This is a genomic window from Streptomyces sp. NPDC020362 (assembly GCF_040642095.1).
GTDB lineage: Bacteria > Actinomycetota > Actinomycetes > Streptomycetales > Streptomycetaceae > Streptomyces.
Genome location: NZ_JBFAET010000001.1, coordinates 129945 through 151530, shown reverse-complemented (window position 1 = coordinate 151530; position 21586 = coordinate 129945). Strand labels below are relative to the sequence as shown.

18 protein-coding genes and 1 pseudogene are annotated in these 21586 nt (G+C 71.9%); 15 read left to right on the top strand and 4 right to left on the bottom strand.

The window, feature by feature from the left end; all coding sequences use genetic code 11:
• The first annotated feature begins 172 nt into the window (after positions 1 to 172).
• A complete protein-coding gene (locus AB0H32_RS00615; protein WP_361111870.1) occupies positions 173 to 1483 on the top strand; it encodes a TerD family protein in 1311 nt (436 codons plus the stop codon).
• A 6-nt stretch (positions 1484 to 1489) separates the two neighbouring features.
• Here the strand turns inward: AB0H32_RS00615 and AB0H32_RS00610 are convergent, their stop codons facing one another.
• Positions 1490 to 2665 (bottom strand): glycosyltransferase, encoded by a 1176-nt coding sequence (locus tag AB0H32_RS00610; RefSeq protein ID WP_361111867.1) that lies wholly within the window; start codon positions 2663 to 2665, stop codon positions 1490 to 1492.
• Positions 2666 to 2722: 57 nt separating this feature from the next.
• Here AB0H32_RS00610 and AB0H32_RS00605 point away from each other — a divergent pair, with 57 nt between their 5' ends.
• Together AB0H32_RS00605 and AB0H32_RS00600 are read left to right on the top strand one after the other, a co-directional pair.
• The gene (locus tag AB0H32_RS00605; RefSeq protein ID WP_361111864.1) at positions 2723 to 3508 is read left to right on the top strand and encodes an aspartate/glutamate racemase family protein; all 786 of its coding nucleotides are present in this window, start codon (positions 2723 to 2725) and stop codon (positions 3506 to 3508) included.
• A gap of 97 nt (positions 3509 to 3605) precedes the next feature.
• The gene (locus tag AB0H32_RS00600; protein ID WP_361111861.1) at positions 3606 to 4151 is read left to right on the top strand and encodes a hypothetical protein; all 546 of its coding nucleotides are present in this window, start codon (positions 3606 to 3608) and stop codon (positions 4149 to 4151) included.
• Between the two features lie 313 nt (positions 4152 to 4464).
• Here AB0H32_RS00600 and AB0H32_RS00595 read toward each other — a convergent pair whose 3' ends face one another.
• On the bottom strand, positions 4465 to 5430 hold the full coding sequence (locus AB0H32_RS00595; protein WP_361111858.1) for an O-antigen polymerase: 966 nt from the start codon (positions 5428 to 5430) through the stop codon (positions 4465 to 4467).
• A gap of 306 nt (positions 5431 to 5736) precedes the next feature.
• Here AB0H32_RS00595 and lnt point away from each other — a divergent pair, with 306 nt between their 5' ends.
• The 4 genes from lnt to AB0H32_RS00575 all read left to right on the top strand — a co-directional run bounded on the left by lnt (position 5737) and on the right by AB0H32_RS00575 (position 10189).
• Positions 5737 to 7347 carry an apolipoprotein N-acyltransferase gene (lnt, locus tag AB0H32_RS00590; RefSeq protein WP_361111855.1) on the top strand — a complete coding sequence of 537 codons (1611 nt, stop codon included), beginning with the start codon at positions 5737 to 5739 and terminating at the stop codon, positions 7345 to 7347.
• A 66-nt stretch (positions 7348 to 7413) separates the two neighbouring features.
• The gene (locus tag AB0H32_RS00585; RefSeq protein ID WP_361111852.1) at positions 7414 to 7917 is read left to right on the top strand and encodes an NUDIX domain-containing protein; all 504 of its coding nucleotides are present in this window, start codon (positions 7414 to 7416) and stop codon (positions 7915 to 7917) included.
• Between the two features lie 31 nt (positions 7918 to 7948).
• Positions 7949 to 8770: a 3-hydroxybutyrate dehydrogenase gene (locus tag AB0H32_RS00580; RefSeq protein WP_361111850.1), complete on the top strand. Its 822-nt coding sequence runs from the start codon at positions 7949 to 7951 to the stop codon at positions 8768 to 8770.
• A 63-nt stretch (positions 8771 to 8833) separates the two neighbouring features.
• The gene (locus tag AB0H32_RS00575) at positions 8834 to 10189 is read left to right on the top strand and encodes an ATP-binding SpoIIE family protein phosphatase (RefSeq protein ID WP_361111847.1); all 1356 of its coding nucleotides are present in this window, start codon (positions 8834 to 8836) and stop codon (positions 10187 to 10189) included.
• Between the two features lie 548 nt (positions 10190 to 10737).
• Here the strand turns inward: AB0H32_RS00575 and AB0H32_RS00570 are convergent.
• The gene (locus AB0H32_RS00570; protein WP_361111844.1) at positions 10738 to 11025 is read right to left on the bottom strand and encodes a hypothetical protein; all 288 of its coding nucleotides are present in this window, start codon (positions 11023 to 11025) and stop codon (positions 10738 to 10740) included.
• Positions 11026 to 11111: 86 nt separating this feature from the next.
• On the opposite strand from AB0H32_RS00570, the pseudogene AB0H32_RS00565 reads away from it, so the two are divergent.
• Positions 11112 to 11621: pseudogene (locus AB0H32_RS00565) on the top strand (IS3 family transposase); the annotation flags it as partial.
• A 126-nt stretch (positions 11622 to 11747) separates the two neighbouring features.
• Here the strand turns inward: AB0H32_RS00565 and AB0H32_RS00560 are convergent.
• Positions 11748 to 11939: a hypothetical protein gene (locus tag AB0H32_RS00560; RefSeq protein WP_361111841.1), complete on the bottom strand. Its 192-nt coding sequence runs from the start codon at positions 11937 to 11939 to the stop codon at positions 11748 to 11750.
• Positions 11940 to 12379: 440 nt separating this feature from the next.
• On the opposite strand from AB0H32_RS00560, the gene AB0H32_RS00555 reads away from it, so the two are divergent.
• The 7 genes from AB0H32_RS00555 to AB0H32_RS00525 all read left to right on the top strand — a co-directional run bounded on the left by AB0H32_RS00555 (position 12380) and on the right by AB0H32_RS00525 (position 21578).
• The gene (locus AB0H32_RS00555; protein WP_361112230.1) at positions 12380 to 13711 is read left to right on the top strand and encodes a sigma factor; all 1332 of its coding nucleotides are present in this window, start codon (positions 12380 to 12382) and stop codon (positions 13709 to 13711) included.
• A gap of 105 nt (positions 13712 to 13816) precedes the next feature.
• The gene (locus AB0H32_RS00550) at positions 13817 to 14530 is read left to right on the top strand and encodes a hypothetical protein (protein WP_361111838.1); all 714 of its coding nucleotides are present in this window, start codon (positions 13817 to 13819) and stop codon (positions 14528 to 14530) included.
• Entirely contained in the window at positions 14527 to 15063 is a 537-nt protein-coding gene (locus tag AB0H32_RS00545) for a hypothetical protein (protein WP_361111835.1), read from the top strand. Before AB0H32_RS00550 ends, AB0H32_RS00545 begins: the two co-directional genes overlap by 4 nt.
• Positions 15063 to 16640 (top strand): hypothetical protein, encoded by a 1578-nt coding sequence (locus tag AB0H32_RS00540; RefSeq protein WP_361111832.1) that lies wholly within the window; start codon positions 15063 to 15065, stop codon positions 16638 to 16640. Before AB0H32_RS00545 ends, AB0H32_RS00540 begins: the two co-directional genes overlap by 1 nt.
• 84 nt (positions 16641 to 16724) lie before the next feature.
• On the top strand, positions 16725 to 18740 hold the full coding sequence (locus AB0H32_RS00535; RefSeq protein ID WP_361111829.1) for a dynamin family protein: 2016 nt from the start codon (positions 16725 to 16727) through the stop codon (positions 18738 to 18740).
• Positions 18741 to 18744: 4 nt separating this feature from the next.
• Entirely contained in the window at positions 18745 to 20448 is a 1704-nt protein-coding gene (locus AB0H32_RS00530) for a dynamin family protein (protein ID WP_361111827.1), read from the top strand.
• A complete protein-coding gene (locus AB0H32_RS00525; protein ID WP_361111824.1) occupies positions 20445 to 21578 on the top strand; it encodes a hypothetical protein in 1134 nt (377 codons plus the stop codon). The genes AB0H32_RS00530 and AB0H32_RS00525 overlap by 4 nt, the downstream gene beginning before the upstream one ends.
• The last annotated feature ends 8 nt before the right edge of the window (positions 21579 to 21586 follow it).

The window sequence follows — 21586 nt, the reverse complement described above, 5'->3', positions numbered from 1 at the left end:
AGTGGACGCGAACCGACGCATGAATCGTGTAAAGGCCGAGTTCCTGGGGGGTTACCGGCCGTAGACCGGCAGGGTTCCTGTGCCGCTCATGGGAGTTCGCCGCCCCCCGGGAATAGGTTGGGCGGGTAGGGAAGATCAGGGAGCCCGGGGATGTCCGGGCTGTCGACACGTGATGGGGGCGTACATGTCAATGCCGAAAGGATCGAATGCGCCGGTGCCGGTCACGGCCCTGCGCGTCGAATTGGGCTGGCGCTCCGGACCCGGCGTGCCCGACGCGGACGCCTCGGCGCTGCTGCTGGCGGCCGGCAAGGTCCGCTCCGACGGGGACTTCGTCTTCTACAACCAGCCCGCCCATGCCTCCGGAGCGGTCCGCCACGAGGGCAAGCGCAGCGCCGGGGAGCGCGTCACCGACACCCTGCTCGTGGACCTCGCGCGCGTGGAGAGCGGGATCGAGCGGATCGTCCTCGCGGCCTCCGCGGACGGCGGGACGTTCGGGCAGGTCCCGGACCTCTACATCGAAGTGACCGAGGACGGTGGCGGTGTGGTCGCCCGCTTCGACAGCCCCGGCGCGACCGTCGAGACGGCCTTCGTGCTCGGCGAGTTCTACCGCCGCCAGGGCGGCTGGAAGTTCCGCGCCGTCGGACAGGGCTACAGCAGCGGACTGGAAGGCCTGGCGACCGACTTCGGCATCACCGTCGACGAGCCGCAGCACGCCGCACCGCCCCGCCCGCCCGCTGCCGCCCCTCCCGCGCCCGCGGCCGCGCCGCCGGTCCCGCCGGTGGCGACCATGCCGCCGCCGACCACCGCTCCCGTCCCGCTGCCGCCGCCCCCGCAGGCCCCTCCGGCCGCACCGGTCCGCCTCTCCAAGGTCACCCTCACCAAGGCGGCCCCGTCCGTGTCCCTGGCCAAGCAGGGCGGCACCTCCGGTGCCCTGCGGGTCAACCTCAACTGGCAGGTGCGCAAGCAGTTCCCGGGATGGGGCGGCCGATGGGGCGGCGGGCAGGGGAACCTCGACCTCGACCTGTGCGCGCTGTACGAACTCGCCGACGGCCGCAAGGGCGTCGTACAGGCACTCGGCAACGCCTTCGGGTCCCTGCACCGCCCGCCGTACATCCACCTCGACGGCGACGACCGCACCGGCGCCGTGACGAGCGGCGAGAACCTCACCGTCAACCTCGACCACAAACAGGACTTCCGGCGCATTCTAGTCTTCGTCACCATCTACGAGGGCGCCGCCTCCTTCGCCGACCTGCACGCCACGGTCACCCTCCAGCCCCAGCACGGAGCCCCGATCGACTTCTCGCTGGACGAGTGCACGGTCCCTTCCACGGTGTGCGCGCTCGCCCTGATCACCCGCACGGGCGACGACCTCGTCGTCCAGCGCGAGGCGCGCTACCTGGTCCCGGAGCGCGGAGTGAGCCCGCAGCGGACCATAGACCGCACCTACGGGTGGGGCATGAACTGGACTCCCGGCCGCAAATGACCCCGGTCAGCCCTCGTCGGGGACGGCATCCGGGCGTGCGTACGTGCGGCCCTTCCAGGCGGCCCCGCGCCCCCGGTAGTGCTGCACCGCGGAGTCGACCGTCATGAGGAGGTACAGGAAGGCGGTGAGCGGCAGCAGCGGCGCGAGCCACGGCGGCTGCCCGTAGTAACGGAGCATCGGCAGGTACGTCCCCGCCATCACCGCCCACGCCGCCCCACCGGCCGCCGCCGTCACCGCACTGCCGGTGACCGCGCCCGTCACCACGGCCGCGGGCGGCACCAGATAGACGAGGGCGAGCCCGGCGACCGTGCCGAGCAGTAGCAGCGGGCTGTGCCGCAGCTGGGCGTACGCACTGCGCGAGACCATCCGCCACAGGTCGTGCAGCCGCGGATAGGGACGGACGCTGTCCACCCGGTCGGCCAGCCCCAGCCAGACCCGACCGCCGGCGGCCTTCACCGCGCGCGCGAGCGCGACGTCGTCGATCACCGCGTGCCGGATCGCGTCCGGGATCCGCGCCCGCTCCGCCAAGCCCGCGCCCAGCAGGACACAGCCGCCGGCCGCCGCCGCGGTCCGCGATCCCTCCCGGCCGATCCAGCGGAAGGGATACAGCTGCGCGAAGAAGTAGACGAACGCCGGGACCACGAGCCGCTCCCACGGGCTCTCCACCCGCAGCCGCGCCATCTGCGACACCACGTCGAAGCCCCCGGTGCGGGCCGCCGCCACCAGCTCCCGCAGGCTGTCCGGCGCGTGCGCGATGTCGGCGTCCGTCAGGAGCAGATATTCGGGTTCACGCGCGCGTGCCAGGCCGATGCCGTGCCGCACCGCCCACAGCTTGCCCGTCCAGCCCGCGGGCGGTTCGCCGGGGGAGTCCACCGTGAGCGGCAGCCCGCCGTGCCGCCGGGACAGCTCACGGGCCAGCTCCCCGGTGCCGTCCGCGCTCCCGTCGTCCACCAGGAACACCTCCGCCCGCCCCGGATAGTCCTGCGCGAGCAGCGACGGCAGGCTCGCGGGCAGCACCGCGGCCTCGTCACGGGCCGGGACCACGACGCACACCGACGGCCACCGACGAGGATCCCGGCGCGGCGGCAGCCGGACGTCCGTGCGCCAGAACAAGCCCTGGCACAGCAGCAGCCAGCACCAGGCGACGAGGGATACGACGGTGGTCCACACGATCGCGCTCACGGCCGCAGTCTGCCCCACCCGACCGGCTCGCAAGGGTCCATCGTCTATCGTGGCCGGGTGAAGATCGCGCTCATGGACTCCGGAATCGGCCTCCTCCCCGCAGCCGCCGCGGTACGTCGACTACGGCCCGACGCCGATCTCGTGCTCTCGTGGGACCCGGACGGGATGCCCTGGGGGCCGCGCACTCCCGAGGACATCACCGAGCGGGCCGTCGCGGTTGCCGAAGCGGCCGCGGCCCACGGCCCCGACGTCCTGATCGTCGCCTGCAACACCGCGTCCGTGCACTCCCTGCCGGTGATGCGAGCCCGTTTCGAGCCGGACCTGCCGATCATCGGCACCGTGCCGGCGATCAAGCCGGCGGCGGCGGGCGGCGGCCACGTGGCGATCTGGGCGACCCCCGCCACCACGGGCAGCGCGTACCAGCGCGGTCTGATCGAGCAGTTCGCCGACGGCGTGACCGTCACCGAGGTGCCGTGCCCCGGGCTCGCGGACGCGGTGCACCACGCGGACGACGCCGCGATCGACGCCGCGATCGCAAGGGCCGCCGCGCGCACTCCGGACGACGTGACCACCCTCGTCCTCGGCTGCACCAACTACGAACTGGTCGCCGAGCGCATCCGCGCGGCCGTCCGGCGGCCGGGCCGTCCGCCGCTCATGCTCCACGGCTCCGCCGGAGCGGTGGCCGCTCAGGCGCTGCGCCGCATCGGCGCCGAACCGGCACCTCAGGCCGCCGCCGACACCACCCTCACCGTGCTGCTCAGCGGACGAGAGGCGACCCTCCCGTCCACGGCCCTGGCCTACGACGAGGGACGTTTCCTCCAGGCCGTGATCCCGGTCCGCTGACCCGACGGTCACGCCGGCTGCTCCGGCTGCGCCGCCCGGAGCAGTCACCCTCCGCGAGCAGGTACCCGCGCAGCGAAAGCTGAGTAACCTCATAAACATGAGGGAGCACCGCCACGCCGAGGACGCCTCGCACCCCGACGTCTGGACCGGACGCGCCACCAACCGGATCCAGTGGCTGCTGGCGCTGGTCGGCGCCGCCTGCATGGCGCTCGGCATCGAGCTGGCCGTGGAGTCGGCCTGGACCTCCGGCATCGCCGCGCTCGCCATGTCCGTCGTGGGCTGCATCGCGGCCGGCCTGCTCGTTCTCTTCGGCACCCTCGCCTTCGTCCACGTCGACCTCAAGCTCGACAAGGAGTCCCTGGAGGTGCGCTGCGGCCACATCGGAGTGCCGCGCCGCCGTATCCCGCTCTCCGAAGTCGCCGGCGCCGACTTCGCCCCGCATGTCACTCCGCGTCACTGGGGCGGCTGGGGCTACCGCTGGCGCCCCGAGAAGGGCACCGCGGTCGTCGTACGCCGCGGCGAGGGCGTCGTGCTGCGCCTGTGGGACGGCCACACCTTCACGATCACCGTGGACGACGCAGAGTCGGCGGTCCTGGCGATCAGGTCCCGGCTGCGGACGACCACACCGGGCACGACCCGCTGATCTTCCCCACTCCGGTTGTATGCACTTTGGTCGTTTGCCGAGGCGAGCACACCTTCGAGGCGTGGATGCCGTGCGACGGCGCCGCCGGGCCGCCGGCGGGATGCCTGCTGTACGACTGTGCCGCCCGGCTGCTGGTCGGCTGCCGTACGACGGACCGTCCGGCGCGACGGGCGGCGTTCCGGGGGCGGCGTGCGGCCGCGGTTGCTGCGCGCGGACTGCGCCTGTCCCGGGGTCCCGTCACGCACGGCGGCAGCGTCGAGTCCCTTCGGTGCCCCTCCTGCACGTACTCCTTCGGGCGGGTGCGGATCGCGCCTCAGGGGTCCGTGCCGTCGCCCGTCCACGGCCGTGCCGTCGCCCATCCCGCCAGCAGCCCCGCACCGGCCGTGACGGCGGTGAAGCTGAGCGCGTTGCCGGCCGACGCGATCACGGCCAGCACGGTCAGGGCCGCGCCCGCGGTCAGGGCGACCGGAGTCGAGCGCGTGGTGCGCCACAGCGCGTAGAGGGCCCAGCCGAACGTGGCGGCCAGCAGGAGTGCACCGACCAGCCCCTGTTCGGCCGCCTGCTGCAGCGGTGCCGAGTGCGGTCTGGCGTCGGGCGGCTGTCCCAGGGGCACCGTGGTGCTCAGTTCGCCGAAGCGGCCGGGGCCGATGCCCAGGCCCGTGTTCCGGTGGGCCATTCGCAGTGCGTCCTGCCACAGCTGGACCCGGTGCGCGGTGAGCCGGCCCTCGAGCGCCCCGGTGAGACCGGCGGGCAGGGCGTCCGCGGCGAGCGCCCAGATCGTCCCCGCCGCCAGGACCGCCGCGAGAGCCAGACCCACGATGCCGGCACCCCGGTGGGTCATCGAGCCCGCGGCGAGCGAGCACAGCAGTACGGCGGCACTGGCCGCGCAGCCGCCGGGCGACCCCACGGCGGCCCCGGTCACCACGATTCCCGCGGCCAGCAGCCGCAGGCCGAGCCGCAACACTCCTCCGCGTGCGGCCCAGGCGGCGCAGCATGCCGCACCGGTGGCCAGCGCCAGCAGGGCGGCCGTGGCGCCGGAGTGTCCGAGCGGGGCGGCGTAGCGGGGACCGAGGGTGAGGTCGGGCACCACCACGGCCAGAACGAGCCCGGCCGCCGCGCCCGCGCCGGGCGCGGCCACCGGAAGGAGTGACCCGGAGATCCGGCCCGCGGCATAGCCGGCGGCCACGGCAAGCACGGCGAGCAGAACACCCTCGGGCCGCCCGTCGTGGGCCGCAGCCGCGATCAGCGACCAGGCGGCACATGCCCCCAAGAGGATCATGCCCGCCCCATCAGAAACGTTTCGCCTTGCGCTGCCGGCATCCGCACCGTGCGCACCGGCCGCAGACCTCGTCCCCGTCGACCCCACCCGTCGCCCCTCGTACCCCGGTCCCCCGACCTCTGGCCGGCCCCGGCCGTGCGTACCTGGACCGGCCGCACCGCTGAGGCTGGGGCACACCGTAACGGCTGATGCCCGGGTTGTGCACGAGTTGCGCAGGAACGTCGTGATTCCCGTGCGATACGGGCCCCTGGGGGCCGGTACGGCCCACGCTGTCGGTGACAAGGTCAGCCGCCGTACACTCCCCGGGTGACCGTCACCGCAACCTCCGTTGACCAGTCCGATCAGCTCCAGCCGTCCCCCGCGCCGACCGCGTGGGGCAGTCGGCTGCGGCGTCTGGTCCCGGCCGTCGCCTCCGCGCTGTGCGGACTGCTGCTCTACGTCAGCTTCCCGCCGCGCCCCCTGTGGTGGCTGGCCCTGCCCGCCTTCGCAGGCTTCGCCTGGGTGCTGCGCGGCCGTGGCTGGAAGGCGGCCCTCGGCCTCGGCTACCTCTTCGGGCTCGGTTTCCTGCTGCCGCTGCTGGTGTGGACAGGAGTGGAGGTCGGTCCGGGTCCCTGGCTCGCGCTGGTCGCGATCGAGGCGGTCTTCGTCGCCCTCGTCGGCGTCGGCATTGCCGCGGTGTCCAAGCTGCCGGCCTGGCCGGTGTGGGCCGCGGCCGTCTGGATCGCCGGCGAAGCGGTACGCGCGCGCGTGCCCTTCCGCGGCTTCCCCTGGGGCAAGATCGCCTTCGGCCAGGCGGACGGGATCTTCCTGCCTCTCGCCGCGGTGGGCGGCACCCCCGTGCTCGGCTTCGCGGTCGTCCTGTGCGGGTTCGGTCTGTACGCGGCCGGGCGCGTGGTCGCCGAGGGGCGCCGTACCCGGGCCGTGCGGCGCGGGACCGCGGCCGCCGCGCTGCTGAGCGTGGCCGTTCCGGTGGCGGGCGCGGTCGCGGCCCGGCCGCTGGTGAGTGACAAGGCCGAGGACGGCTCCGCCACGGTCGCGGTCATCCAGGGCAATGTGCCGCGGTCCGGGCTGGAGTTCAGCGCCCAGCGCCGGGCCGTCCTCGACTACCACGCGCGCGAGACGCTCAAGCTCGCCGCCGACATCAAGGCGGGCAAGGCGCCGAAGCCCGACTACGTGCTGTGGCCGGAGAACTCCTCCGACATCGACCCCTTCACCAACCCCGACGCGGCCGACGTCATCGACGGTGCCGCCAAGGCCGTCGGCGTACCCATCTCGGTCGGCGGAGTCGTCGAGAAGGACGGCAGGCTGCTCAACGAGCAGATCCTGTGGGACCCGGCCAAGGGACCGACCCAGACGTACGACAAGCGGCAGGTGCAGCCGTTCGGCGAGTACCTTCCGCTGCGCGGGCTCGTCGGTGCGATCAACAAGAACTGGACCGGCATGGTCCGCCAGGACTTCAGCCGGGGCAGCAAGCCCGGCGTGTTCGACATCGACGGCGCCAAGGTCGGCCTCGCGACCTGCTACGAGGCCGCCTTCGACTGGGCCGTGCGGGACACCGTGACCCACGGCGCGGAGATGATCTCCGTGCCGAGCAACAACGCCACCTTCGACCGCAGCGAGATGACCTACCAGCAGCTCGCCATGTCCCGCGTCCGAGCCGTCGAGCACAGCCGGACCGTGACCGTGCCGGTCACCAGCGGCGTCAGCGCGGTCATCATGCCGGACGGGAAGATCACTCAGAAGACCGGCATGTTCGTGCCCGCCTACCTCGTCCAGAAGGTGCCGCTGCGCACCTCCAGGACCCCCGCGACCGAGCTGGGCATCCTGCCGGAGATCGCGCTGGTGCTGGTCGCCGCGGGCGGCCTGGGCTGGGCGATCGGGTCCGGGATGCGCAGTCGGCGCACCGGTGACGCGTAGCGGTACAGGCGCCGTGCGCCCCTGAGCGGCCACGAAGTCGGCGGACCGGCCCGTTAGGGTCGAGCCATGGCTACTCCTGATTTCATCCGTACGCTCCGGGCCTCCGCGGGTCGTCAGCTGCTGTGGCTCCCCGGGGTCACCGCGATCGTCTTCGACGACGCCGGCAGGGTCCTCCTGGGGCGGCGGTCGGACAACCGGAGGTGGTCGGTGATCGGGGGCATCCCGGACCCGGGTGAGCAGCCCGCGGCCTGTGCCGTGCGGGAGGTCTTCGAGGAGACGGCGGTGCACTGCGTCCCCGAGCGGGTCGTCCTCGTCCAGGCCGTGGAGCCGGTCACCTACGGCAACGGGGACGTCTGCCAGTACATGGACATCACCTTCCGCTGCCGGGCGGTGGGCGGCGAGGCCCGGGTCAACGACGACGAGTCGCTGGAGGTGGGCTGGTTCCCGGTGGACGCCCTGCCCGATCTGAACGAGTTCGGACTGTTCCGGATCAAGCAGGCCATGTCCGAGGCACCCACATGGTTCGACCCTATGAGTGTTGGCGGAGGTATGGGAGCCCACCACATGTAGTGAGTGATGGGTTCCGCCTAGGGTCGGGCACATGACCCCCTCCGGCCCGTTGCCCGGGTCCCACCTCCCTGCCCCGTCCCCCTCCCTCGACCTCGGCGGCCGCACCGCCCTCGTCACCGGCGCCGCCGGCGGCATCGGCCGCGCCTGCGCGCTGCGGCTCGCCGCGGCCGGGGCCGAGGTGAGAGCGGCCGACCGGGACGCTGCGGGCCTGGCCGAGCTGGCGGACATCGCGCGGCGGACCGAGGGGCTCGCCGGCACCGTCGTACCCCACGTCCTGGACCTCACCGACCTCGACGCCGCCGAGCGCGCCGCCGTCGGCACCGACGTCCTGGTCAACAACGCCGGGCTGCAGCTGGTGCGTCCCCTGGAGGAGTTCCCGCCCGACGTCTTCCACACCGTGCTGACCGTGATGCTCGAGGCACCGTTCCGGCTCATCCGCGGTGCCCTTCCGCACATGTACGCCCAGGGCTGGGGCCGGATCGTCAATGTGTCCTCCGTCCACGGGCTGCGCGCCTCGGCCTTCAAGTCCGCCTATGTGGCCGCCAAACATGGTCTCGAAGGTCTCTCCAAGACGGCCGCCTTGGAGGGCGCCCCCCATGGTGTGACCTCCAACTGCGTGAACCCGGCCTATGTGCGGACCCCACTGGTCGAGCAGCAGATCGCCGACCAGGCCCAGGCGCACGGCATTCCCGAGGACCGCGTGCTGTCCGAGGTCCTGCTGAAGGACAGCGCGGTGCAGCGGCTCATCGAGCCGGAGGAGGTCGCCGATGCCGTGGCCTATCTGTGCAGCCCGCAGGCGTCCTTCATCACCGGCACCTCACTGGTGCTCGACGGCGGATGGACGGCCCACTGAGCGGGCCGACTGCGCCGGGCCCGGGAGTTTTCCACAGGAGACCTGCGCCCACGCCTGGTGCCGGTGGACGATGCAGGCCACTGGCCGGTCGACGACCCGGCCGGCGTTCAGGCACTGCGCGACGCCGGGGCGCACAGCCTGCTCGTGGTGCCCCTGGCGCTTCGGGGGACGTTGCTGGGCCTGCTGGCCCTCGCCCGCTGCCGCGCCTCGCCCGCGTTCGAACACGAGGACATCGGGCTGGCCGGGGAGCTGGCTGCGCACACTGCGCTCTGCCTCGACAACGCCCGCCGGTACGCCCGCGAGCGCGCCCTGGCCGCCACGGTGCAGCGGCGTCTTCTGCCGCAGCGTCCGGTCGCCCACACGGGGCTGGACACCGCATACGCGTACCAGCCCGGTCGCAGCGCCGGAGGCAGCTGGTTCGACGTGATCCGGCTGTCCAGCTCACGCACCCTGCTGGTGATCGGCCAGGTGACGGGTGAGGGCATCCACGCGGCCACCGCCATGGGCCAGCTGCGCACGGCCGTCCATGCGCTCGCCGCGCTCGATCTGGAGACCGCTGACCTGCTCGCCCGTCTCAACGACACCGTCCTTCAACTTGCCCACGAACGAGGGACGTTGCCGACCGCCGACGCCCCGCACGGCGAGCCTTTCACCGCCGCCCACTCCTACGTCGCCTACGACCCCGTCACCCTCACCTGCACCGCGGGCCGCGCCGGCCTTCCTCCTCCGCTCCTCGCCCACCCCGATGGGACCGTCAGCCCCCTGGAACTTCCCGACGGGCCGCGCCTGGGCAGCACGGACGTCACCCCCTTCGCTGCGACCACCCTCGGCGTCGCCGAGGACAGTGTCCTCGTCCTCGCCACCCCCGCCCTGCTGGACGCCGTGGATCCCGAGCACATCCGGCACCTCCTCTCTGGGTCCGAAGCGTCGGTGCAGGATCTGTGCGACAGCATCGTCTACGCGTCCGACCGAAGCCGGCCGACGGATGGCGACGCCATCCTGGTCCTGGCCCGCTCACATGCCCTTCCCGCGGATCGCACCGCCGCCTGGCGCCTCGAAGCCGACCATGAGGCACCCGCATTTGCTCGTGCCCTGACCTGTGACTGGCTCACCGGCCGTCAGCTGCCGGACGAAGCCGTCTTCGCCGCCGAAGTCATCGTCAGCGAACTGGTCACCAATGCCGTCCGCTACGGCATCCCGCCTGTGCACCTGCGTCTGATCCTGGACCGCACACTCACCCTGGAGGTGAGCGACGGCAGTTCCACCAGCCCGCACCTGCGCCACGCCCGCGCCACGGATGAGGGGGGCCGCGGTCTGTTCATCATCTCCCAGCTCGCAGACCACTGGGGCACCCGACACAGACCCGACGGCAAGACGATCTGGGCCGAACTACGGCTTTCGACGTCCACAACGAGCTGAGGTCACTGTAGCCAGGGCCGGTGGGGCCGGGAGACCACCCGGAGTGCAGCGTGGCCGGGAGTTGTGAGCGGAGAAGTGCGTCACCGCAGACGTCGCCGAGACCCGGCTCCGAGCCCGCCGGGGTGGAGGCCATCGCGCGCAGCGCCCCCACCCCGAACCCGGCGTCCTTCAGCGCCCGGCGCTGAGACGTGCTCAGGCGACCGAGGAGCTTCTCGATCGAGGGGTGAGCTCCTTTGACAGGCCTGGGTCCTTCTCACCCATATCTCGCTCACGGCAGGGCAGTCTGACAGCGCCTCCAGGCCGCACCCGACGAGCCGCCCCTTCACCGCCTGCTGCATGACGCCGGCCGACCGAGGGGTGGAAACGACGAGTCATGCGTCGCCTAGTACCCGGGCATGGAGGTGTTCATCGTCGGGTGGGTACTGCCGGGCCGGCGGACCATGACGGCCGGGGAGCCACGGTCCCAGGACGGCGGGGTGGGCTTGGGAGCCTGTGTGGGCGTCGGCGACGGTTGAGGTCGGTCGGTGCCCACGGGGCGGCCGCGTCTCTCAGCCCTCGTCGAAGAGCAGGTCTTCCACCGGGTGTGTCATGTGGATGGTGTCGCCGTTGGTGACGTTGACGACGTGGTGCAGACCCACAATGCGCTCGCCGGTGGACAGGACCGTCACCTTGTCCTCCTTGCCGGCGAGGTACGCGGGGAAGCCGCGGACGGGCATGCGGAACTGGAGGAAGTCCAGGAGCCGCCGGAACAGCTTGGGCATGATCACGACGTCGTCGGTGATGGTGGACAGATCGGAGAACTTGAATCCGGACGTGGTGACGTCCTGGGGCCACACTCTGGCGGGCTGTGCGGGGGCTTTGCGCGGCGGTGGTGAGTTCTGTCCGCAGGTCGCGGAACAGTTTGGTGTAGAAGGCCGCCCGGCTGGACGAGAAGTGGTGCGGCGACATCACATACGTGCAGGTCGGCGGGACGTAGCTGTATCTCGCGTGCGTCCTGGACACCTGCTCCCGCCGAGCCCTCGGCTGGTCGATGGCCTCCCGCAAGCGGACCGAACTGGTCATCGACGCCCTGAAGATGGCGGTGGTGACCCGCGGCGGCCACGTGGACGGGGTGATCTTTCACGCGGACAGAGGTTCGCAGTACACATCGGCCGCGTTCGCGCAGGTCTGCAACGGCTGCAGGATCCGCAGGAGCATGAGCCGGGCCGTCTCGAGCCCGGACAACGCCCTCGCCCAGTCGTTCCGGCAAGGACTCAAGAGAAGGACGACGCACCAGAGGCTGTCCACCACGATGCGCCAGGCAAGGCTGGAGGTCTTCCAAGGGCTCACCTACAACAACGCCCGCAGGCTCCACAACGCCCTCGACTACCTCTCGCCGGCCCAATTTGAACAGCGGCACCAGCAAGATCGCGAACTCACCCTCGCAGCATGAACCTCCGTGTCCACACTCCAGGGGACGCCTCAGGACATGACTTCCCCGGGGGAGACGTCACGGTGGCTGTCCCTGGCGAGGAGTACGCCAGGGATCTGCGGCGCCTTCACCGGTCTCGGGCCGGGCTCACCCGCGGCGCTGGTCGTCCCGCAAGTCGTGCGAGGAGGGGGCATAGGAGATCCCGACGATCAAGCCGTCCGCCGTGAGAAGTCTGGCCACCGTCTGGCCCCACGGCTCGGTGCGGAACTGGTGCACCAGCTGGAAGCCCGCGCGCTGAAGCTCGGCACCGGCGGCTGTGACGGCCTCCGCGTTCGCCACCTCGAACTCGATCGATGCCTGCGGGACCACCCGGTCGGCGGGCCACTGGGCCGTGCCGAAGCATGCCTCGGCTGCCTGCGAGAGCGGCCACAGGCCGAAGTGCTTGCTGCCGGGGACGCTCCCGCTGGAGTAGTAGCCGTTGCCTTCCCCCTTCAGGGGGAGGCCAAGAGCCTAGATGAACAGCTTGCGGCTCAGCGGCGGGTCGGCGACGATCACCGTCACGCTCGTGATGAAGAGAACGTCCATGCCGGTGGTGGTGCTCCCTGCTGCGACTGGACTGCGAGGGCCGGAGATTCAGCCTCGTCGGCACGCTTTCAGCGGCCGGATCCCGCTCAACCCATCCGCCTGCTCCCCAGGGCCGAGACACCCGCGCCACACCGGCCTTGAGTCACCCGATCGGGCTGGCTCAACTTCGCACTGCCGATCACGACCTGGCCGTCATGCCACCGATCCCCGGACGGCCTGTCGGGCGCGTTCTGGCGGCACCGTGCATCGGCGCACCCGCCACCGCGGCATTTTCCGGGTCGGCAAATCGAGCCCGAGCCACCAGCTGGTGGAGGTGCCGAGGCGGTACGTTTGTGTCACTGTCCGTGATCCACCACAGGGTCGGCGGACTCAGGCAGGAAGGTCGCACAGGGGGCTGTGCGAGCCTATTGCGACAAGCGCATGGCGTGGGCTGCCAGCCGTTTCTCCCCGGATCCTCCCCAGCATTCGTTGGCGTCCAAAGAACTGGTCAGGCACTTGTTGGAGAGAGGGAGAGGAGATCACCCGCATCACTTCTCTCCTGGCGGCTCCTGCGCCCTGCACGGGAATCCGTCGACCTTCGAGATGGTCGCAATCCGACAGGATCAGTCAGGAAGTGTGGATTCGCGAGCAAAAAGGTACACAGACCGCCAAGGTGTACCCCCTCTCCCTATGCTGGCAGCCCATCGGCCCGGATGGGCCGGATATGTGTCGCGCCAGGGGGGTTGCCGACGCACATGCACGCACAGCTGTTCCCGGAAGGGGTGGGCCGGGAGGGTTGCGCCGGCCCGTGTATACGCAAGTGTTCTGCTGAACATGACGAGTTTGCAGAGAAGTGGATCGCCGCTCGGCCACATGTTGTCGCCTATGCCAGGTTCACGATGGGCAACGCCGCCGACGCCGAGGACCTCGGTCAGGCCGTGGCCATCCGGGCCTGGCGCGGTTATGCCACCTTCCGGGGCGAGTCGGCCTTTCTGACCTGGGTCATGGCCATCGCCACCCGCGAAGCGGCGCGACTGGCTGCGCATCGACTCAGACGGGCCGAACGCGAAGTGCCGCTCGACCGGCACGGAGAGACGGTCACGGCCGCCGGCCCGCCGCATGCGGACCCGCCGAGTGCCGATTGGCTGCCCGCAGTGGCCGAACAGGCCTGCGGGCGAGGTGACCTCAACTCCACCGAGTACGCCGTCGTCCGGGCCAGGCTCGCGCTACCGGGCCGTACCTGGGACGAGATCGGCACCACATTGGACCTGCCCGGCTCGCGCTGCGCCGTCGCCCACTGCCGGGCCGTCGTGAAGCTTCGAGTCGCGCTCTTCCTGCACCATCCCGAACTCCTCGGCGGCGAGTCCGCGCTGAGGCACGCCATGGCACAGGCCGCACGTGTCCAGCATGACCCGCTCACGGAGGCCGAGGCCGACGTCTTCCGGCGTGCTGTCCTCGACCGGCGCTCCGACCACCGCCGCCGCAACTGGCCCACGCTGCTGCGTTCCGCCTGCACCAAGGTCGTCGGACACCTGGCCATGCCATGAGGCACCGCCTCGCACCACGAAGTCGGTAATGCGACTGTGCCCGCCGGGGTCTGCAACCGGTGAAGGGTCACAAGCGATCGGCCAGCAGCCACGGAGGAGGGGACAGTGGACCAGGCGTCACCATTAGAGCCGCTCCACGAGCTACCGGCGGACGTCGTCACCCAGCCGGTCGACGCGGGGATCGACGTCCCTTACGCACTCGGTACCCTGCCCGACGGCCGGGAGGCCCTGATCATCGGCGATGTCGGCACCTACGCCGATTTCACCCACCGTCAGGGCGACAACTCCTTCGGGTTCCAGGGGACTTGCGGGCTGTGCTCCTGCGAGGGAGTACTGAGGCAGTTCGGTGTCGACGTCACCGAGAACGATGTCGTCGCCCACGCCGTCTCTCACGGCCTGTGCGAGACCGGGGGCGACGCCGCGTCATGCGGTGGCACCACACTGCCCGACCAGGCCCGCATCCTGTCCGACTACGGCGTGCCCGCCCACGTGGAGACCGCCGACTCCCTGGAAGACCTGGCCGCCGACCTGGAGCAGGGTCACGGAGTGATCGTCGCCGCCAACGCAGGTGTGCTCTGGGACGACGCGACCTACTGGGACGCCGGCCAGGCCAACCACGCGGTCGTGCCCATCGGGGTCGCCCGTGACCCGGCGACCGGGGAGATCGAGGGATTCTTCGTCAACGACAGCGGCACGGGCGAGTCCGCCCGCTTCGTCGACGCCGCGACCATGGCCGACAGTTGGCTGGGGGCAGGAGGCAACTGCGTGGTCACCGACCAGGTCCATGCTGCCGTCCCAGGGGAGAGGACCCCGCTGTGAACACCGCTGACACTCCGTCCGAACACGCCCGTACGCCCTATGAGCAGGCTCGCAAGGGGGTGGCCGAGCATGCGCTGCGCGCGGCCGAGGTGCCGCTGGAACACTACGTCTCCGCACCGCTGCCCACCCTGCGCTGGGGCACCCCGGCCTACGCGGTCTTCGCGGCCCCCGCCGTACGGGCCCCGCGGCAGCCGATGCGAATCGACACCCCTGACCGCTGGTGGGCGGTCGGCATCACACGGCCGCGGCTGCTCGTGTACGCCCTGGTCTCCGCCGCCCCGTTCAGCGACTCTCCGCCGGGCGGCCCGGTGACCGTGGCCCCGAGCGGCCGGCCCCTTTCCGCGGTCCGCGAGGACCAACGGCTCTTCGACGCCCTGATGGACCGGGCGCTGCCGTCGTTCCTGGCGGGCAGCCCCGGCGATCCCACGGTCCGCGGCGATCTCGCTGCCACCCTCGCCCTGGTGGTGCCCCGCGAGTGCCGGGACTGGTCCCTGGCCCTGACGCCCGACTTCTACGCATGGCTGGAGCGGTGATGCCCGACTTCGCAACCCCCGCAGCCGCCGAGCTGGACACGCTGCTCGCCGCCGTCGTCCAGGCTGCCGAACGTCACGGCTGGACGGCCGTCACCGAGGCCGCGGCCGCACTGCCGCAACCGGACGACCGGACCGTACTGCTGTGCGCCTCGCCCAAGGCGGACGTCTCGGCGCTCGCCGAGCGGCTGCGCACCTGTTCGGACGCCCAGGAACCGCTCAGCGCCCCCTTGGGGGCCCTGCACGCCGACCCGGCGCCCGCGCTGCGCGCCAATCGCGTCGTACTCGCCCTCGGCTGCGCGGAGCTGCTCGGTCCCGAGGCGGCCGAAGCCGCCGCCGCACTCGCGGCACGCCCGCCTGACACGGTGGTCGTGGTGCTCACCGGAGCCGAGGCGCTCACCGACGACGGCGATCTGGACCTGGTGGCCCGCCGTATCTGGCGCCTGTTGTACGCGGGGCCCGACGAGCAGTGGGCCGGGGGCGATCTGATCGACCACCAATGCCTGCTGTGGGCCGCTGCCGAGGCACCCGAGCTGCTGCGCGAGCGCCTGGCACGCGACGCCGCCATGCTGGAGGAGCGGATGACCGCCGAGGTGGCGGCCCCCGCCCGGCTGCAGGCGTACCGGATAGCCCATCTGCTGGACCTCGCCTCGAACCTGATCGCCGAGCAGACCCGGGAGCGGCCCGCCGATCCGGCCCGGCGCCGTGCCGACCAGGGCGTGTCCGCCCGCACCGCCCTGACCGCCGGCCGCCGGGAACTGCTGCGGACCCTGGACGCCGAGGCGTCCGCGGCCGAGCGGGAGGTGGCCGCTGCGCTGCGGATGCTGGAGCAGGACCTGCAGCGCGATGTGAAGCGCTTGCTGGAGCGCCATCGCGAGGAGCTGTCCGAACGCGCCCGGTGGCCCAGCCTCGTCGGCAGCTGTGTGGACCGGGGTATCCACCGCTGGGCTGCCACCACCGGCCCTGGGCTGAGGGCCAGGGCCGCCCGGATCGACTTCGCGGTGAGCGAGCTCTTCCACCGGCTGGACGAGGCGCTCAGGGGGTGCGGGGCGAGTGAGGACATCGTGGGAACGGTGCCCACGGTGTCCCTCGACGATGCCCTGATGGCCTCCGTCAACCCCTCCGTCGGCCAGGTCGCCCCCGGGCGCTCTTCCGGCATGGCCGCCGAGGTGGTGGTGGGCGGGGTGCTCGGCGCCGCCGCGGGAGCGGTGCTCACCAGTGGACTCGGCACCGTGCTGGGCGCCGGGATCGGAGCCGCTGCCGGAGGCATGCTGCACCACAGGCAGGCCGAACAGCAGCTCGCCGACGCGACCGACTACGGGCAGGGCGCCGTACGCCAACGCATCGCCGTCCTGACACAGATCCTCCCCGGCGAGATGCGCCGGGAAGTCGGCGCGCTGCGCAGGACCGTGGAGCAGACCCTGGACCGGGCCGGACGAGAGCTGGACGTCCTGTGCCCGCCGCAGGCAAGCGGTGAAGACATGCCGGAAGCCGGGCACGCGACCGGCTCGGGCGCCACGGCGGAGGCCACCGCCGAGCTGGACGCCCTGCGGCGCCGTCTCGCCGCCGTACGGAATTGAGAATTTCCGTCCCGCGGGGCGGAGGACGCGCCACATGCCGGGCGAGCCGCTCGACGCACGCCCGGAGAACAGGGAGGGGAGACCGTGGCACAGCACACGAGCAGCACACTCGCGGAGATGATGCAGCAGGGCGCCGAGCGGGCCACCGGGGAGGCCGGCGTGGCCATCGACGGCCTGGCCTCGCTGGCGCGGGGGCTGGAGATGAAGGAGACCGCCTCGCGGTTGGAGACGACCGCCCTTCAGCTGAGGTCGGACACCTTCAACCTGATGGTGATGGGGCGCTTCAAGAACGGGAAGTCCACCCTGCTGAACGCCCTGCTCGGCGGGACGACCCAGCCCGTCGACCTCGCCGGGCACCAAGGCCCCATGATCGTGGACGATCTGCCCGCCACCGCCACCCTCACCGGGGTCCGGTACGCCGACGAGCCGTACATCAAGGCGTGGAGCTTCGAGGGCAAGTCCGAGTCCTGGTCCCTGGACCGGTATCTGCGCGAGTCCACGCTCGACATCGACGAGCAGGAGAGCGAGCGCCGCTTCCGGCACATCCGCGAGTTCGAGATGGGCTTTCCCGCCAGGCTCTGCAAGGCCGGCGTCATCGTCTACGACTCGCCGGGACTGGACGAACACCCCACCCGCACCAAGGTCACCGAAGAGGCCACCCAGCGCTGCGACGCCGCCGTACTGGTCTACCGCAGTGATGTGCTGATGGGGCAGAACGAGCTGATGAACGCCTCCGACCTGGTGCGGGAGGGGACCCGGATCTTCACTGTGGTCAACCTCTTCCACAGCCGCGCCGCCGACGACCGGCTCAAGGGGTTCGTCTGGAACAGGTATGTGCGCGACCAGCTCGGCGGTCCCGCCTGGGCCGGCCAGGAACTCGCCTCTCGTGACATCTACTTCGTCGACGCCGAACGCGCCCGCCAGGGCGTCTACGGCAATGATCCTGAACTGGTCGAGGCATCCGGACTGGCCGAACTCGAGCGGCGGCTCGGCGACTTCCTCCTGCGTGACCGCCACCATGTGCATCTCAAGCGGTACACCACTCAGGCCACCCATCTCGCCCAGTCGGTCGACCAGCACATCGACCAGCGGGTGAGGGCCGCCCGCACCGACCAGACCCGGCTGCGTGAGGCGTACGCGGGCATGCTGCCCACCCTCTCGGCGATCCGTAGCCGCCCGGCCAAGCTGCCGGCGCTCTTCGCCCGTTACCGTGCCGAGGCAGAGGCCGCCCTGACCACCAGCCTCACCGGGCGGATCGCCGCCATGCGCGACGGCCTGGCCGACCATGTGGAGGGGGTGGAAGTCAACCTCGGCAAGATGCTCGGAGTGATTCAGCAGAAGAAGGCGGCGGCCACCATCGCCGGGGCGGTCCAGCAGTACATCACCGACAGTCTGTCGGCCTGGGCCGATGCCGAGGCGCAGGACCTGCTCGCACCGCTGCTCAAGCACCTCGCGGACGACATCGAGGTGGAGATCGCAGCGATAGGCAGGGAGTTCGACGCCCTGCACCTGGAACTGACCGGGTGGGAGGTCGCCCCGGGCGGCAAGCCGCTGGTCGGTACCACCGAGCGCGTGCTGGCCGCGGTGGCCGGTTTCGCGCTGGGCGGACTGGGCGGTGCGGTGGCCGGCGGCGCGGCCGGCTGGCGTGGCGCGGCAGGCGGTGCGGGCGGTGCCCTGGGCGCGGCAGTCGTTCTCGGCATGCTGGGCGTCAGCCCCGCCGCACCGATCGTCATCCCGGCGGTGCTGGCCGCCTCGCTCCTGGGCAGCATGGGCGTCGGCAGCCTCAACCTGGAGAAGCGTCTCAAGCGCAGGGCCGTCGAGGACGCTGACGGAGGCCTGCGCGATCTGCCGGTACAACTCGGCCCCCAGCTCACCGAGCGCGTCCGGGCGGGCTTCGAGGAGCTGGAGAATCTGGTCACCCACGAGATCACCACGACCATCGAGGAGGAGGAGAACAACATCCGGTCCATGGTCGAGGAGAACCAGCGCGACCAGGACGAACGCGACCAGTCCCTGACCCGGCTCAGCGAGGCCAAGACGTCGGTCGCCGGACACCTGGTTCAACTGCAGAAGGCGCTCACCACCGCCCAACAGGTGTGAGCCGGTGACCAGGACCCACAGTCCCGCACGGCCGGCGGTGGCACTGCCGCCGGCCCTTGCCGGAGAGCTCGCACACCACCACGGCGACGCCTGTCGCCGACGGTTCACCACCGAACTGGAGCGGGTACGGACCGTGCTGGCCGCGCCGGGCACCACGGTGGTCTTCGGCGGCCACTTCAGCGCAGGCAAGTCCAGCCTGCTCAACCTGCTCGTCGGCCGCCCGCTCCTGCCGGTCAACGACTTCCCGGAGACGGGAGTCGCCTGCGTGATCAGAAAGGGGCCCGCCGACCGCGTCACCGTCGTCCGTGCGCGCCGGCGCACCGAGCTGCCCTGCACCACCGACGCCATCGCCGATGCCGTCTCCCTCGTCGCCGCCGACGGCGACTACCGCCGCGAGGTGCTGGAGAGCCGCCGCCTGGTGATCGAGCTGGCCGACTGCCCGGTCCCGGACCGCGTGCGCTGGGTCGATTCACCCGGCATCAACGACACCGAGGCCATGACCACCCGGGCGGCCGAGGTCGCCGCCCATGCCGACCTGCTGGTCTGGGTCGTCAACTCCCGGCAGCCGATCTCCACCGTCGAGGAGGACTTCCTGCGGGCCCACCGCGAACGGCACGGACCGGACTCGGTGGTGCTGCTGGTCAATGTCTTCCTCACCGAGGACACCCCCGAGCAGTGGCAGCGCTTCCTGGCCACCAGGGCCGGCCACCACCGGGCCCGGCTCCACCACGCACTCGACGGCGATCTGCCCGCCGGACTCGTCTTCGTCAGCGCCCGCGCGGCCGCCGCCGACCCCGGCCACTTCGGCGGCCCCGAGGCCCGTGCCCTCCTCGACCGGATCAGCCACGCCGACCCGGCGGTGGCAGCCGCCCGGCGAGCCCGTGCGGCTGCGCTGCTGCGCCCCCTGGTCGACGAGGCCGTCTTCCGGATCCGCGAGCAGCGGTCCGTCCTGGAACAGGAACGCGCCGGCAACGAGCTGCTGCGGGCCGACCTCACCACCGCGGGCGAACTCTTCAGCTCCCAGGTGGAGCGGGCTGTGGACGACTGCGCACGGCAGTGGGAGATACGCGCCCGCGCCTGCGGTGAACAGGTCGCGAAGCTGCTGACGACCGGTCCGGTCCAGCGCGACGGCAGCTACGGGCGCCTGCTCACCGAGCAGCTGCAGCAGGCATCCGCCGAACTCGCCGACTCCCTGGCCCGGACACTGGACCGGAGCGCCGACGCCACCCGGCACGCGGCCCTCACCGAGACGGAGTCCCGGCGGCTGGCCGAGCTGCTGCGGCCTCCCGTCGCCACCGTCGAGGTGCCTGGCCGGCTCGCCGGACGCCTGCCCGAACTGCGCACCAACAGCTTCAGGCGCACCGTCAGCGGCCGGATCGGCTCGATGATGCCCTCACTGTCGGCCAAAGCCCTGCGCACCATCGACCAGGTGGTCAACGCGGCGGCCGACTCGGTCGAACGGGCCAAGGAGGCAGCCGAGTCCGCCGTACCCGACCGGGAAAGCACCAGGGTGAACATCCTGGCCGCAGCAGCCGCGGCCGCACGGCACGCCAGGGAACGGCGCAACCGGATCCTCCAGCTGCTGGGAGGCGCCTGCCGTCCCCTCACCCCAGCCCCGAGCGACCCCGACCCCGGCCCGCTCACCGTCCTGGAGGCCCTGCACCGACACCTCACCGACTGCCTGGACAGCTGCGGAGGAAATCCATGACCGGCGTCCTCGGCATCGACCTGCAGTACGCGCGCAGCGTCGTGGCACTCCGCGAAGGCAGGCCCGGGGCCGCCCGGCTGTCCCTGCTCGGCGACGGCCGGCGGACCCTGATCCCCAACGCCCGCGCCGACGACGCCTGGGGCAGTGCGGCAGCCGAACAACTGCTGGGCGACGGGCCGGCCACGGCCGAGCGGCTCCTTGCCTGGCGCAGCGACCCCTGGTCCGAGGGCTTCCTGCGCGGCATGCACCGGCGCACCGCACGCTACCTGGGCCTGGCCGGCACCACCCCCGCTCTCGGCTGCCACACCGTCGTGTGCACGGGCCCGGGAACCCCGGCGGACGCCGAACAGCGCTGCGAGGAATCCGGTCTGGGCAGACCGTCGCGGATCGGTGCCGCCGATGCCCTGGTCTGCCGCTGGCTGGCGGAGAGCGATGCGGTGCCATCCGAACGGGCCACGGTGCTGGCCGTGGTGTGCGGGGAGCGATGGACCGTGCTCGCGCCCTACCAGGTGGCCAACGCCGACGGACAACCGCTGCTCGACCGTCGTGCGGCGGACGCCGTCCACGCGGCGGGCGCGGGCGCGTGGACCGACCTGGTCGCCCAGGAGGTACTGGCCCGCTGCGACCCGGGCACCCCGGCCCACGAACTGCTCGCACTGCTGGACGCGGCCCTGGAGTGCGCGGGCCTGCTGGACGCCGAGGCGGTGGTGCCCTGGTACGGCCCGCTGGCCGACCGGATGTTCACTCCGCTCGCTCTGCACCGCGACGAACTGGCCGGACGGCCGGAGGTGGCAGGCACCGTCAGTGAGGTACAGGCCCTGGCGGAAGGTGCCGCGCCGCAGGCCCAACTGGTCCTTCTCGGGGGAGTGGGCGGGGTGTGGCCCTACCTGCGGGACGCCCTGGCGAGGCTCGCGCCGGTGTGGCGAAGCCCTGCCCCGGCGGCCGACCTGGCCGCGGGAGCCGCCTACTGGCCGGAGTTCCGCGGCCGGTTGCCGACGGCGGCACCCAACACCGCACCGGCGCCGGGCGATCCCTCCCATGCCTCCACCCCCAGCGACGGCCCCGCCGCACGGGGCCCCGACGACCTCCCGCCCTGGGAGCGCTGGTCCGCCTCACCGGAGACCCGGTGATCACACCC